This is a genomic window from Microbacterium bovistercoris (assembly GCF_003387575.1).
Classification (GTDB): Bacteria; Actinomycetota; Actinomycetes; order Actinomycetales; family Microbacteriaceae; genus Microbacterium; species Microbacterium bovistercoris.
This window is the reverse complement of record NZ_QUAB01000043.1, coordinates 78,914-91,686: the sequence shown is the minus strand read 5'-3', so window position 1 is coordinate 91,686 and position 12,773 is coordinate 78,914. Positions and strand designations below refer to the sequence as shown.

The 12,773-nt window shown below is 64.7% G+C and carries 13 protein-coding genes and 1 pseudogene; 5 read left to right on the top strand and 9 right to left on the bottom strand.

Going from position 1 to position 12,773, the window contains the following annotated elements; genetic code table 11:
* Window positions 1-38 precede the first annotated feature (38 nt).
* The 5 genes from DY023_RS11180 to DY023_RS18030 all read right to left on the bottom strand — a co-directional run bounded on the left by DY023_RS11180 (window position 39) and on the right by DY023_RS18030 (window position 4,954).
* Window positions 39-1,292 (bottom strand): ATP-binding protein, encoded by a 1,254-nt coding sequence (locus DY023_RS11180; protein WP_116242416.1) that lies wholly within the window; start codon window positions 1,290-1,292, stop codon window positions 39-41.
* 90 nt (window positions 1,293-1,382) lie between these two features.
* A complete protein-coding gene (locus DY023_RS11175) occupies window positions 1,383-3,179 on the bottom strand; it encodes a nuclease-related domain-containing DEAD/DEAH box helicase (RefSeq protein ID WP_116242415.1) in 1,797 nt (598 codons plus the stop codon).
* Window positions 3,176-3,565 carry a DUF2510 domain-containing protein gene (locus DY023_RS11170; protein ID WP_116242414.1) on the bottom strand — a complete coding sequence of 130 codons (390 nt, stop codon included), beginning with the start codon at window positions 3,563-3,565 and terminating at the stop codon, window positions 3,176-3,178. Before DY023_RS11170 ends, DY023_RS11175 begins: the two co-directional genes overlap by 4 nt.
* A gap of 147 nt (window positions 3,566-3,712) precedes the next feature.
* A complete protein-coding gene (locus DY023_RS17815) occupies window positions 3,713-4,171 on the bottom strand; it encodes a PIN-like domain-containing protein (RefSeq protein ID WP_147303292.1) in 459 nt (152 codons plus the stop codon).
* Window positions 4,172-4,300: 129 nt separating this feature from the next.
* Window positions 4,301-4,954 (bottom strand): ScoMcrA-related endonuclease, encoded by a 654-nt coding sequence (locus DY023_RS18030; protein ID WP_181905820.1) that lies wholly within the window; start codon window positions 4,952-4,954, stop codon window positions 4,301-4,303.
* Between the two features lie 70 nt (window positions 4,955-5,024).
* On the opposite strand from DY023_RS18030, the gene DY023_RS11155 reads away from it, so the two are divergent.
* The gene (locus DY023_RS11155) at window positions 5,025-6,101 is read left to right on the top strand and encodes a PDDEXK family nuclease (protein WP_116242412.1); all 1,077 of its coding nucleotides are present in this window, start codon (window positions 5,025-5,027) and stop codon (window positions 6,099-6,101) included.
* 96 nt (window positions 6,102-6,197) lie between these two features.
* Here the strand turns inward: DY023_RS11155 and DY023_RS11150 are convergent, their stop codons facing one another.
* Together DY023_RS11150 and DY023_RS11145 are read right to left on the bottom strand one after the other, a co-directional pair.
* Window positions 6,198-7,007 carry a NaeI family type II restriction endonuclease gene (locus DY023_RS11150; protein WP_245958675.1) on the bottom strand — a complete coding sequence of 270 codons (810 nt, stop codon included), beginning with the start codon at window positions 7,005-7,007 and terminating at the stop codon, window positions 6,198-6,200.
* Window positions 7,008-7,129: 122 nt separating this feature from the next.
* Window positions 7,130-8,389: a DNA cytosine methyltransferase gene (locus tag DY023_RS11145; protein WP_245958670.1), complete on the bottom strand. Its 1,260-nt coding sequence runs from the start codon at window positions 8,387-8,389 to the stop codon at window positions 7,130-7,132.
* A 1-nt stretch (window position 8,390) separates the two neighbouring features.
* Between DY023_RS11145 and DY023_RS11140 the strand changes: the two genes are divergently transcribed.
* Genes DY023_RS11140 through DY023_RS11130 form a run of 3 tightly spaced genes read left to right on the top strand, consistent with a single transcriptional unit; the run spans window position 8,391 to window position 10,962 of the window.
* A complete protein-coding gene (locus DY023_RS11140) occupies window positions 8,391-8,894 on the top strand; it encodes a very short patch repair endonuclease (RefSeq protein WP_342770998.1) in 504 nt (167 codons plus the stop codon).
* Between the two features lie 23 nt (window positions 8,895-8,917).
* Entirely contained in the window at window positions 8,918-9,244 is a 327-nt protein-coding gene (locus DY023_RS11135; protein ID WP_116242410.1) for a nucleotide pyrophosphohydrolase, read from the top strand.
* Window positions 9,241-10,962, top strand: coding sequence for a DUF2075 domain-containing protein (locus DY023_RS11130; RefSeq protein ID WP_116242409.1), 1,722 nt, complete (start codon window positions 9,241-9,243; stop codon window positions 10,960-10,962). Before DY023_RS11135 ends, DY023_RS11130 begins: the two co-directional genes overlap by 4 nt.
* A 7-nt stretch (window positions 10,963-10,969) precedes the next feature.
* Here DY023_RS11130 and DY023_RS11125 read toward each other — a convergent pair whose 3' ends face one another.
* Together DY023_RS11125 and DY023_RS11120 are read right to left on the bottom strand one after the other, a co-directional pair.
* Window positions 10,970-11,740 carry a hypothetical protein gene (locus tag DY023_RS11125; RefSeq protein WP_116242408.1) on the bottom strand — a complete coding sequence of 257 codons (771 nt, stop codon included), beginning with the start codon at window positions 11,738-11,740 and terminating at the stop codon, window positions 10,970-10,972.
* A gap of 33 nt (window positions 11,741-11,773) precedes the next feature.
* Window positions 11,774-12,034, bottom strand: coding sequence for a hypothetical protein (locus DY023_RS11120; protein WP_116242407.1), 261 nt, complete (start codon window positions 12,032-12,034; stop codon window positions 11,774-11,776).
* Between the two features lie 341 nt (window positions 12,035-12,375).
* Between DY023_RS11120 and DY023_RS11115 the strand changes: the two are divergent.
* A pseudogene (locus DY023_RS11115) lies at window positions 12,376-12,765 on the top strand (SDR family NAD(P)-dependent oxidoreductase); the annotation flags it as partial.
* Window positions 12,766-12,773: the final 8 nt, after the last annotated feature.

Here is a 12,773-nt window from a genome sequence, read left to right as displayed (position 1 = left end):
TTCAATCCTGGAGGATGCCGCCGACATCCGCCTGTTGGCTACGGTCCGAGCACGCCGATCGGTACGAGGTGGATTCCGTCCGGCCGCGTGAAGGCGTATCGCCCACCAGTGACGATCACCATCGCGACGGGTGGCTGCGTGCGCGCCGTGTCCAGGTTCGCAGCGAACCGCTTCAGGCTCGCCGCTGCCTCCTCCTCTCGCGACTCGGCCAGCTTGATCTCGACAGCCATCCACGATCCATCCCGCCGCTCGATGATCGCGTCGACCTCACGACCGGCGCTGTCGCGGTAGTGGCGAACGATACCGCCGAGCGGTTCGGCATACACCCTCAGATCGCGGATGACCATCGACTCGAAGACCAGGCCGAAGTACTCGAGGTCGTTCAGCAGCCGGTCGGCATCGGCGCCCATCGCCGCAGTGGCGAGCGAGGGATCAGCGAAGTGACGGCGCGGTGCTTTGCGGACGCGGTCCCGCGACCGCAGTTGCGGGCCCCAGCTGGGCTGGTCCTCGATGACGAAGACACGTGCGAGCGCGGAGAGATAGTTCTGGACGGTCGCGTTGGACATCGGAGTGTCACCAGCGGATGCATCACGAGCGATGGCGCTGTTCGATACCTCGGTCGCCGTACTCCGAGCGAGCGCCCGCAGCACTCGGGATACTCCCTCCGGATCACGCCGCGGTTCGTCGGCGAGCAGAGGGATGTCCACCCGTGCCGTGTCTTCGAGGTATGACTGCAGCCGGTCGATGACTTGGCCTGTCGGAAGCTCACGCAATCCTGGCCAGCCGCCGCGCACGACCGTCTCGGCGAGCTCGGGGACCGAGAGCGATGCGGACCCTGTAACCGTGGTGGGTTCGGCGAAGATCGCCGCGAGACTCACCTCGCTGGTGGATCTCCCCGTCTCGGCGAGCGACATCGGCCTCATCCGGAAACGCAGGATCCTGCCCGCGCCGGAGTGACGAGTTGTGTCGTCCGCAGGCACTGCAGAACCCGCGAGGATGAACCGCCCATCGTCGTCGACGTCCACTGCCGCTCGCACGTGATTCCACAGTTCGGGCGCAAGTTGCCACTCGTCGATGAACCGCGGACGCGCACCTGCCAGGACTCGACTCGGATCGAGGCCGACCAGACGCAGCGCGTTCTGATCGACATCCAACTGGACGGAGCTCCCCGAGTGATGACGCCCCGTTGCTGACTTCCCACAAGCACGCGGCCCCTCGAGCAGCACGGCTACAGGGTGATCGAGCGCAGCGGAGACTGCTTCATCGACGACTCGCGCCATGTACTCTGACATGCTCCGAGATTACCGCTGAAGTATCAAAACGTTACAGTTTTAAGTGCATAAAAGTGGAACATGCAGGTATCAAAATGTGGAGGTCCTCCGTCAGTTCGGGATGACCACGCACCGGTACCGGGCCCGGGTCAGCCCGACGTAGAGCAGGTCGAACCAGTCCAGCCCCTCGCCGCGCACGAAGGCGAGGCCGTCGTCGCCGATGTCGGTGAGGATGACCGCTTCGGCATCCAGCCCCTTGTACTTGAAGATCGACCCCCAGCGCACGCGGCTCGGCGGAGCCTTCGGCAGCGGCTGATCGTCGACTTCGACGACGGTGCCCGTCGACGCCGCGTCCACGGGCCCGAGCGTCCCCGGCGTCGAAACCCGCAGGCGTTCGCGCAGCCAGCGCTCCTCCTTGGTGAAGCTGTCGGCGGCGAGCAGCCGCCCGACCAGCGAGTTGCGGGCGCCGAACGGGCTGAGGATGACGATGTCGTGCGCGGCGTGATGCTCGAGAAGCTCTTTCAGAGCCGTGAACAGCACATGCGTGGCATCCGCCGGCGTCGCCGGCTTGACGACCAGCGGGGCGTCCACCGTGGAGGTGACGCGGTGACTGCGGTAGCCGAACTGGCGTGAGAGCAGCTCCTGCGCGGACGAGGTGAGGATGCCGGTCTGCCGCAGGCTGCGGCGCAGGGCGACGTGCACCAGGTCGGGGACGCGCTCGCGAGCGGCCGCGTACGGGTCGACGTGGGCGGCTGACGGACGCAGGATCTGCTGGCGTGCATCGCCGGCGAAGGCGAGCTTGACGGGCCCGGCATCCGAGCGGGCGAGGGCGAAGACGACGTCGAGCACGGCGGGGAACCCGGCGATGTCCTGGAACTCGTCGACGCAGATCGCGTCGTAGTGTCCGCGCGACGGGTCTTCGCGCAGCGCCGCGAGCGCGAGCGCAGGCAGCTCTTCGGTGTACCACTGCTGCGTGGCATCCGCCGGGTTCTCGTCGAGCCGCGCGAGACGCAGCATGAGGGTGTTCAGGTCGTCGACGACGATCTCGCGCTGGGCGCGCAGGGCGTCGCGCAGGTCGTCGGCCATGAGCAGGTTCCAGCAGGTCACCAGGGTGCGGTGGCCGGGCCGCCAGCGCTTCGCGAGCTGGGTGAGCAGGTAGCTCTTGCCGGTGCCGGCCGGGCCGTCGAAGTAGATGTGATCGTTGCCCTCGACCATGTCGAGCACAGTGCGCTGCTCCTTGAGCAGGCGGTGCTCCTCGTCGAGGCGCTCGAGCTTGCGGTCGGCCGCGGTGCGCCCGCCGACGAAGTCGCCGAGCAGGGTGGCGGCGATCTCCTCGACGTGCTCGGGCGTCATGACGGACGGGTCGTGCTCGACGTCGTCGACGGCCGAGTACCAGGCGTCGTGCTCGTCGAGCACGTGCCGGATCGCGGATGTCGGATGCTGCAGATCGCGGCGCCAGGCCAGCTCCCACTCGAAGAACTGCATGTCACCGGGAGTCGCGTTGTTGAACTGATGGCGGTCGAGCGAGGTGAACCAGACCAGCCGCGCGATCGGCTCGGCGCCGGTGAGAATGCCGCGCCGCTTCAGGTAGCCGCGCAGGCTGCGGATGCTGCCGTCGAGCTGCGCGAACGGGCTCTTGCCCGGGCTGGGCACGCGGTCGAGCCGCCACTCGCCGTCGCGGTACTCGACGTACTCGGGACTCTTCGCCTCGATCACGACGATGCCGCGCCCGGGGATGAGCACGATGAAGTCGGCCTCACCCTGGAACTGCGCCGCGTGCCTGCGGATCTCCAGGCTGTGCAGCACGATCCAGTCGTCCGCGTCGTGCGCTCCGGCGAAGGCGTCGAAGATGCGCTGCTCGGAGAAGTTCGCTCCGGTGCGCGGCCGCGGCGGGATCATGCGGGTCATGGCAGCTTCTCGAACACCATCGTCGCCTGGATGCGGTCGCCGCCGCCGAATCCGCTGGTGCCGGATGCTGCGGTCGTGATGGTGTGCAGTCGGTAGCCCAGCGCCGCCTGCTTGTTGATCACCTTCTCGAGCTCGGTGAGGTTGCCGGAGCCGCTGCCCCAGAACTTCTCCTTGAGCACCACCTGCAGCACGACGTAGCTCATGCCCTGCGGCGCGGGCCGCGGCTGCGCGCCGGCCTCGGCATCCGCCTTGGCCCTGTTGGCGAACCCGTCGAAGCCGGGTTCCTTCGGCGGCGGAGGCTGGACCTGATCGGTCCACTGCCTGCCGTCCCACCAGCGCATCGCCCCGGATCCGTCGTCGTACCAGCCCGCCTGTGCGTCGGTCATCTGTGTCCCTTCCCCCAGCACTCCCTTGTCGGATGCTATCGGGGGTTGGGCTCCGGAGCTTGTCGAAGGGCGACGGCGTCCGACGGATGGTGCTGTCGTAATTCCTCGGGTTCTTCGGTGTGGACCGCACGGGCCTGGCGAAGCTGTTCACCTTCGGTGGGTCCCTGGCCAGACGCGGACGCCTTCAGGCCTGTGACAACCCGAGTGGCCGCACCCCAGACGGCGACATGCGAGCGCCCAGGGTCCCGGCCCGAGCTTGATGATCTCGCGACGAAGCCGGGCTTCGTGCTTGAGGAACGTCTCGACCTGATCCTGTGGTCGAAGATCCTGCTTGGCGCCGATCCACACCGAACGAATCCCGTGCTCGCGATACGCACGGAGCTCTGCAGGCCGTGTCCGGATGCGCCGGTCACGCGTGATGACGATGAATCCGAGCCGTCCGATGACCGGCATCCATTCGAGGTCCAGGCTGCCGAGTGGCACCTCAGCGAGCTCCGGATGCCCGGGAAACAGAACGTCCTCGCGCCCTGATCGACGCAGGAGTTTGCCCATGCCCAGCGCGTTCTCATCGGTGAAGTACACCGGGGAGAACGCCGCGGACATCATGCGGCCCGGTCGCTGCCCGCGATCAGTTCGAACCGGATGGCCTCGTCGACCTGCGCGGCCGTCAGGTCGTACAGCTCTGCAATCTCGTCGCGCGTGGAGCCGGCAAGTCCGCGGTCGGCCCTACCGGCTTCAGCAGTAGTCGCAGACTCCGCTCGGGGGCAGCACCATCCCGCATCCGGGTGTCGGGCACAGCGTCGTGGCCTCTTCGCGCTGCCGCCGACGACCAGCCCCGCCTCTACGCCCGCCGTTGTACGGCAGAGAGATCCTGTCGATCGTGCGGTCGGCGTTACGGATGTGGATGTAGCCGACGTGAATCCACGCATTCGGGCTGGTCTCGCCCGGCGGAACCAGGGCGATGTAGCTCTTCCGCGGCGGAATGTAGAACTCACCGACGTCGCGCCCGGAGACGAACTCGCGCACCATGGTGAGGTTCTCGACGGGCACGCGGAACTCGTTGAGTGCCGCTTCCAGCGACTCGAATGTCTGCCGCCGGGCATCCGGGTCGAGCCCCTCGATCGAGTACCCGAGCTGTGCGAGGCGTGCCGCCGCGCCGGTCTTCCCGCCGGTGAACTCGTCGTTGCCGAGCGGGGTGCCGTGTTGGTTGCCGTAGGCGACGCCGAAGATCGCTTTGGAGTCGTACAGGCCGTCGTCTGTGACGAGGAAGTACTCGGTCGCCTCGCCGAAGCCGTACTTCTCGAGGAAAGCGAACCGGCCGATCCGATCGAACTCGGCGATGGCTTCATCGACCGCGTTCGGGTCGGTCAGGGACGAGTAGGAGACCATGTCGGAATGCTATCGGCGGCTACAGACTTCCCTAGGGTTGGTCATGAGATCGCGAGAGGAACTCGGACCCATGCCAGTTGAGATGAGAATGTGGCGGATCGACGGCCAGAACCCGAAGCCGCTCACGCCGGCGGCGCTTCCGACCGAGAACGAGCTGCATCAGTTCCTGCGGCAAGACCCGTCGCTCCTCGGCACGGCTTTGCTGGTCATCGGCAGCGAAGTCATCACGCCGTACGGCAAGCGCCTCGACCTGTTGGCGATCGACGCTGACGGGAATCTGCACGTGCTGGAACTCAAGCGAGACCGCACACCGCGAGAGGTGGTCGCCCAGGTACTCGACTACGGCTCTTGGGTATCAACGCTTTCACGTGACGATGTCATCGACATCGCTGAGAAGTATCTCGGGCAACCTTTCGAAGCGTCCTTCGAGGATGTGTTCGGCGTCGCTCCGCCAGACGAACTCAACGGCGAGCTTCAACTGACCGTAGTCGCCTCGGCGCTGGATCCTAGTTCTGAGCGAATCGTCACTTACCTACGTGGCTTCGGCGTCCCGATCAACGCCGTCTTCTTCACCTACATCGAAGATGATGATCGGCGCTATCTGGCGCGTTCGTGGCTCGCGACTTCGGACGAGCGCTCTGCGAGCGGCAGCGCGAAGTCCGCGGCGAAGCGCGCTGCGTGGAATGGACTCGACTGGTACGTGTCATTCGGCGGTGACCGTTCATGGGACGATGCCGGCCGACTGGGCTTCGTCTCCGCAGGAGGTGGCAAGTTCTACTCGCAGACCATCCGCGCGCTCCCGGAAGGTGCGCGCGTGTGGGTCAACGTCCCGCAGGTCGGCTACGTCGGCGTCGGGATAGTCACCGGCCCGGCCGTCCGTTTCGAGAACGCCCGAGTCACGGTCGACGGCGCGTCGGTTCCTCTTGCCACGCAGCCCTTGACCGGGTCGTACACCCACCAAGGAGCCGAGACGGATGATGACGCCGAATGGGTCGTGCCCGTGACGTGGCTCCGCAAGGTTCCTGAGAAGGACGCCTACTGGGAGAAGGGGCTGTTCGCGAATCAGAACAGCGCCTGCAAGCTCCGCCAGGAGTTCACGCTCGACCGTCTCGCCCAACACTTCGACGTGCAGGGCGACAGTCAGTGATCGGTCTTACTCACCTCAAGAGGTGTCTGCTCGCAGACTAGCGGGGACGTGGACGGCGAGTTGCCACAGCGCCAGACCTGTTGAACGGAAGGAATACTAGTCAGGAACCGGGATGTCCAGCTCATGTGCATGGAAGGTCTCTGGATATACAGCAACCCATGCTTCGCCACTGATATCGAAACCCATCCTCCGCGCCAGTTCACGCTCGGCGGGCCACGTACCGACGAGCGCGACGAGTCCGTACTTCTCTCGCAAGGGAACTTTCGCCTCGCGAGCGCGGCGCAGCGGGTCGTGGAGCCCGGCGCCGACTACAGCGATAGAACCACGCGGAATGACCGTCTCCGGAAGAGAAGCGAACAACTCGACCAGCCGGCCCTTCAAACCGCCGGGCCCAAAAACTCGGGCGACTTGCTCGTCGTCAAGCATCCGAAGAGGTTCCGGCGGTAGCGGCGTCGGCGGAGCCACAACTAGTGAGTACCGATGGACGGCATCGACACGGGGCGAGCGCTTCAGATCTCGGTTACCCTTCTTCCCGGTAAGCCATGCGCGATGGGCTCGCATAAGTCGCGCTTCAAACTCATGGCGCCTTGTGTCGATTCGGATCATGAGCGTTATCTCGCACTGCCCCTCCCGCGGGATCATCCAGGTCTTTCGAACTGTTCCTTTGATCTCCACCGGCCGATCAGCGATCGTGGTGTCTAGAGGTGGCTCCTTCTTGAGGCCAAGGCCTTCAATGACGTGATACTGCAGCTTCGTACCAACCGAAGAGCGCTCATCGGAATCCACGGATGGATCATTGAGGTCGAATCGCCAGGTTCGCGCACCGTCCAGTACGTACTTGACCGCGCTATCGACCGCGTCCCTCAGGAGCGTATCTATCGGGCGAGCTCTCAACCATGCGAGCACTTCCTGTAGCTCAGTGTCATTTACCGGGTCCAGGATCTCGTGCGGATCTGGAATCCCAAGCTTCCTCGCATCTGGCTGACAGATTTCACCCGGTACGGGCAGGTAACCACGCGACCCCACGATCAGCTCACGCGATTGCGAAATCGTTGGACCATCTCGTGCCGCCAATGATCCGTTTGGCCAGTGAATCCCTTGAACTCGCCGAGCAGATACCGTTCAACCCCGTCAGCTTCGAATGTCTGAAGCACAAAGTCCCGGCGAATGGCAGCTAGCCTCTGCTGAACCGCTGCTTCACTACCGTCGTTGTATGCAGCGATAAGCTCCTCCAGGCTCAGCGGCCGGGTGCTGCGCGCGAGGGCACGATAGACCGGATCCTGCAGCCTGACGGTCCCGGGCTGATCGATGCGCTCGACACCCTCATGTGCCAGCGCGAGCCGGATGCTCCGTCCCACAGCTTCAGCAACAGGCGGAGGGAATGCGTTTCCGATCTGCCGGTATTGCGACGTCTTTCGCCCGGAGAACTCATAGGCGTCATCCGCCGTCCACCCCTGTACGCGGGCCGCCATTTCGATCGTCAAGCGCGGTGGAGTAGTGCGAAAAGACAGCGACTTCCGGTCGGGACCTCGATCGGCAATACCTCGCCCGTCAACGTGCAGCTTGGCCCACCCAGCTTTCGCTCGGGTCGGCCCCAGATCTGCACCGCCATGCTTCTTGCTTCCGCCGACCAGCGTCGGGCCAACGTCGTTGGCCGCCTCACGCCACTTATCTGCATACTTCCAGCCGTCGGCAGCCATTAGGTCGTACAAGGCCTCTCCCACTGTCACGCGGGCGCCCGGCGAGGGCTCGGGCCAGTGGAAGTAGCGCATCTCTTCGGCCGGCATAGCGACGAGCACAAAACGCGGCCTCAGCTGCGGAACACCGAAGTCAGCCGCATGAAGCAGCTTCCATTCCCCGACGTATCCGATCTCTTCTAGGCGATCAAGGATCCGCTGCCGGTATGCCGCGAATCGCGGAGCAGACAGTCCGCGCACGTTCTCAAGCATGATGGCCCGCGGACGCATAATCGCGGCCTGCTCGATCGCCCATGCGAAGAGGTCACGCTCGTCGGATGTACCGAGTTGCTTACCTGCTGCCGAGAACGGCGGGCACGGCACCCCGCCTGCGAAGAGGTCTACATCGGCGTAGTCCGCAGCGCTCCACAGAGAGGGATCAGCGACGTCTCCAACGAGCACTGGCGCGCCGAGGTTGGCACGGAGGGTGTCCGCGGCTGTCTCATCGATCTCAACCGCGAGCTTGTGCGTGAAGCCGGCCTTATGCAGCCCCAACGATTGTCCGCCTGCACCGGAACATACCTCTACTACGCTCAGCCCCTGATCACTCACGATGCCATCGTACGGTGGCCCCACCGACATCCTGTTGTTCGCCTCGCAGACGTACCGTTGTCATATGACTTCCGGTGAAGTCCGTGACGCAGTTCAGCTTCCGCCAACGGCTGGACGCCGTCGGAACATGCAGGCAAATCGACGTCGGGATACCGGCCCTGAACTCGCTCTGCGTTCCGCACTGCACGCCGCTGGGTACCGTTACCGCTGCGACTTCCGCATTGATCTCCCTGGGGGTCGTGTCCGCCCCGACATTGTGTTCACCCGCCGGAAGCTCGCTGTCTTCGTCGACGGATGCTTCTGGCACAGCTGTCCTCTACACGGCTCGCAGCCTCGCGTGAATCAGTCCTACTGGTCTCCGAAACTCGCGCGGAACGCCGAGCGCGACCGAACCAATACAAGACTCCTCGAGGAGTCTGGCTGGACCGTCATCCGGATCTGGGAACATGTTCCCGTCGGCGAAGCACTTGCTTCCGTTCGCACTGCGCTCGAACTCGACAGTTGAGCGTCCCTGCTACCCTCCCTCCCATGCCGTCGAAGCAGACCATAGAGACCCTCCGCGCGTTCACCGCCGAACGCGACTGGGCGCAGTTCCACTCCCCAGAGAACCTCGCGAAGAGCATCGTCATCGAGGCTGCCGAACTGCTCGAGTGTTTCCAGTGGGGCCCGGAGTTCAACCAGCGCAAGGTCGAGGACGAGCTCGCCGACGTCGTCACGTACTGCATCCACCTCGCCGGGGTCCTCGGCGTCGATCTCGACGAGATCGTGCTGCGCAAGCTCGAGCAGACCCGCACGAAGTATCCGGTCGAGAAGGCTCGCGGACGCACCACCAAGTACACGGAGCTCGATTCGTGACCAGCATCCGTCATGTCGCGTTCAACCGCGTCGACGTCGATGACTGGGCGAAGACCGATCAGCAGCACACGAACTGGCCCGTGGTCTACCTGCTCGATGGCAAGCGCAAGCTCTACGTCGGCGAGACCGTCAGCGCGCACAACCGCATCCGGCAGCACCTTGACGGACCCAAGAAGGATGCGGGGCTCGAAAGCATCCGCGTCGTCGTCGACGACAAGTTCAACAAGTCAGTCTGCCTCGATCTCGAGTCGCACCTGATCCGCTGGTTCCACGGCGACGGTCAGTACGAGCTGCTCAACGGCAATGACGGGCTCACCGACGCGCAGTATTACGACCGCGAGCTGTACCGGGAGTCGTTCCGCGACGTCTTCGAAGCGCTCCGCTCCGAGGGTCTCTTCTCGCGCAGCATCCCGCAGATCGAGAACTCCGATCTGTTCAAGCTGTCGCCCTTCAAGGCGCTCAACAGCGATCAGGCCATCGCCGTCACCGACATTGTCGAGGGGCTGCTCGAGGATCTGCAGCATCCCGACATCCGATCGACGCTCGTCGTGCAGGGCGACCCCGGCACGGGCAAGACGATCATCGCGATCTTCCTGATGAAGCTGCTCGCCGACATCCGCGACCATCGCGCACACGACGACCTCGAACCCGACTCGATGTTCACCGAGTTCTTCGTGCCCGAGAACAGCGAGCTGCTGCGCGACCTGCGCATGGCCCTCGTGATCCCGCAGCAGGCACTGCGGAAGTCGGTCAAAGAGGTGTTCAAGAAAACCCCGAAGCTCGACCCGAAGATGGTCATGACACCGTTCCAGCTCGGCGAATCGGATGTCGAGTACGACCTGGTGCTCGTCGACGAGACTCACCGCATCGGGCAGCGCGCAAACCAGGCATCCGGCGTACAGAACAAGAAGTTCACCGAGATCAACCGCGCACTGTTCGGGGACGATGATGCGAAACACACTCAGCTCGACTGGATCAAGGCGCGCAGCCGGCACCAGCTGCTGCTCGTCGACGGCGCGCAGAGCGTGCGCCCGCACGACTTGTCGCCGGCGACCTTGGATGCCGAATTGCGAGGCGCCCGGGATGCCGGCCGGTACTACCGACTCAGCACGCAGATGCGCGTGCGCGCCGGCGCCGACTACGTCGAGTTCGTCCGAGGGATGCTGCGGGGCGAGGACCCGTCTCGGCCAGATCTTGGCGAGTACGACCTGCGGCTGTTCGACGACGTCGGCGAGATGCGTGCCGCGATCCGCGCGCGGGACGCCGAGGTCGGACTGTCGCGGATGGTCGCGGGGTACGCCTGGGACTGGGTGTCGAAGAACGACTCATCGGCACACGACATCGAGATCGACGGCGAGCGGATGCGGTGGAACAGCACCGACAAGGACTGGATCAACTCTCCCGGCTCGCTCGAAGAGGTCGGATCGATCCACACGGTGCAGGGCTACGACCTGAACTACGCCGGCGTCATCATCGGGCCGGATCTGCGCGTCTCAGGAGACGAGATCGTCGCGGACTGGGACGCATACCGCGACAAGAAGGGCAAGGAGAATACCGGGCATCTGAAGGGTGCATTCGGGGATGACGAGCTGCTCGTGTTCATCCGGAACATCTACGGGGTGCTGCTGACGCGGGGGATTCGGGGGACGTATGTGTATGTGTGTGATCGCGGTCTGAGGGAGCGGGTGCGGAGCCTCTTCTCACCGCTGCCGCGCTGAACTCGGCCTACAGAACGTCACCGTCGTCCGCTGCGAGAACTTCAGCCAACGACTCCGGCGGAATCATGGCTGAGTACACCAGCTGACCAACATCAGGTTTGATACCGAGAACTTCGCTGGGCTCGATCGCCCAGTCGTCGGCCGTCATTCCAGGCACTGCGTCCAGGATGATCGCGAGTTCCTTCGGATCGAAGAATCCCTCTGCCGAGATCGCCAGGTATGTGTCAGCGTCACCCGACTTGACCCAGATGATCAGACGCTGGCGGCCGGCGACCCCTTCTACTGGATGGCCGCTGTTTGCCGACCTGGAAATACCCTCGCGCACTGCCCGCTGCAGCGCAATGACGCCGAGCGCTGCTTGCTCAGCTTCGAAACGTCGTTTGTCGATGTCCTGCGGGAGCAGGTGATCGCTGTTGACTGATGCTGAGGTGCCCGCTCCCGCGCGCCGACACTCGACTTCGAGGCGGGCGTAGAAGTCCTGCTCCTTCGAGTCCGCCCGGCGAAGACCTCCAGCCACGAGCCACCACCGTTGAGGAACATCGCAGTCGCCCGCCTCGATCTGGCCGCCTGCCCCTCGGGACTCGCCGACCTTCACCTTGAACCACAGTCGATCGCTGATCGCGAGGATTCTCTCGGCACCCCCGGACGCATGTTCATCGGGCAGACGTTGGGCCTTGGCGATCAGCTCATGCTTGATCTCGTGAAGCGGAGTATCGAGCGGTGGAAAGCCGAGACCGAGATCGTCCAGGCTCCGCTTGGTCGGTCGCACGCTGCTCATGAATCGAGGCTAGCCACGACGTCAGACATGCGATCAGCTGCTGAAGCCGCCCAGCTCGTCGAGCTCCTCAGCGCTCGCGCCGGTGATGAGCTGAACGGCGCTCTTGGTCGAACCGTCAAGTGTGCGGAGCGCATCGAGCGCCGCCCTTTGGATCTCGTCGCGATGGTTCTGGATGTACTCGCGCACAGCGACATCGACGACGTCTTTCTTGGACGAGCGCAGGAAGTGGGCAGCGTGGGAGATCAGCTCGTCGGTCTCGCTGTCCACCTTGATCGGCGCAAGCGTCGCAGCCATGTCGCATCCTCCCCCAGGTTGAAGTACCAAAGTACCTCAGGTTCCTGAGCTTCGACAGGGTGTGACGCGATCGTTATCGGCGCCGATTCACGACCCGATCCCCGCAGGATCCCATCGACCATCCCGTCGACCCTCCTCGCATCCATCGGCCCGCCCACCAGCGCCGAGTACGTGCCGATCGCGATCAACTGATCGGCCACCACCCCAGCATCCACGTCCGCGCGCACATCCCCGGCAACCACCGCCCGCGCCAGCCGCAGAGCAGTCCACTCCCGGAGCGGCGCCGCCAGGCGCGCGTTGAGCTTCAGACCGAGCTCGGCATCCGTCGCGGTCACTTCATGCGTGCCGTCATCCCCGTCATGGAGGCCGCCGGTCGCGGAGCCATCCTCAACGTCTCGAGCGAGGCCGGCCTGCGCGGCAACGCCTCGGGCAACGCCTACACCGCCAGCAAGCACGGCATCATCGGCGTCACCAAGTCGGCCGCGTTCATGTACGGGCCCAAGGGCATCCGGGTGAACTCCGTCGCACCGGGCGGCGTGGCCACCGGCATTCCGATGCCGCCGAACATGTCGGAGTACGGATCCGCACGCCTCGCGCCGTTCCAGCAGGCGATCCCGACCGTCGCGACGGCCGAGCACCTCGCCGCGTCGATCACGTTCCTGCTCTCGGACGACGCCGTCAACATCAACGGCGCGATCCTCGCGTCGGACGGTGGATGGTCGGTGCAGTAAGACATCGG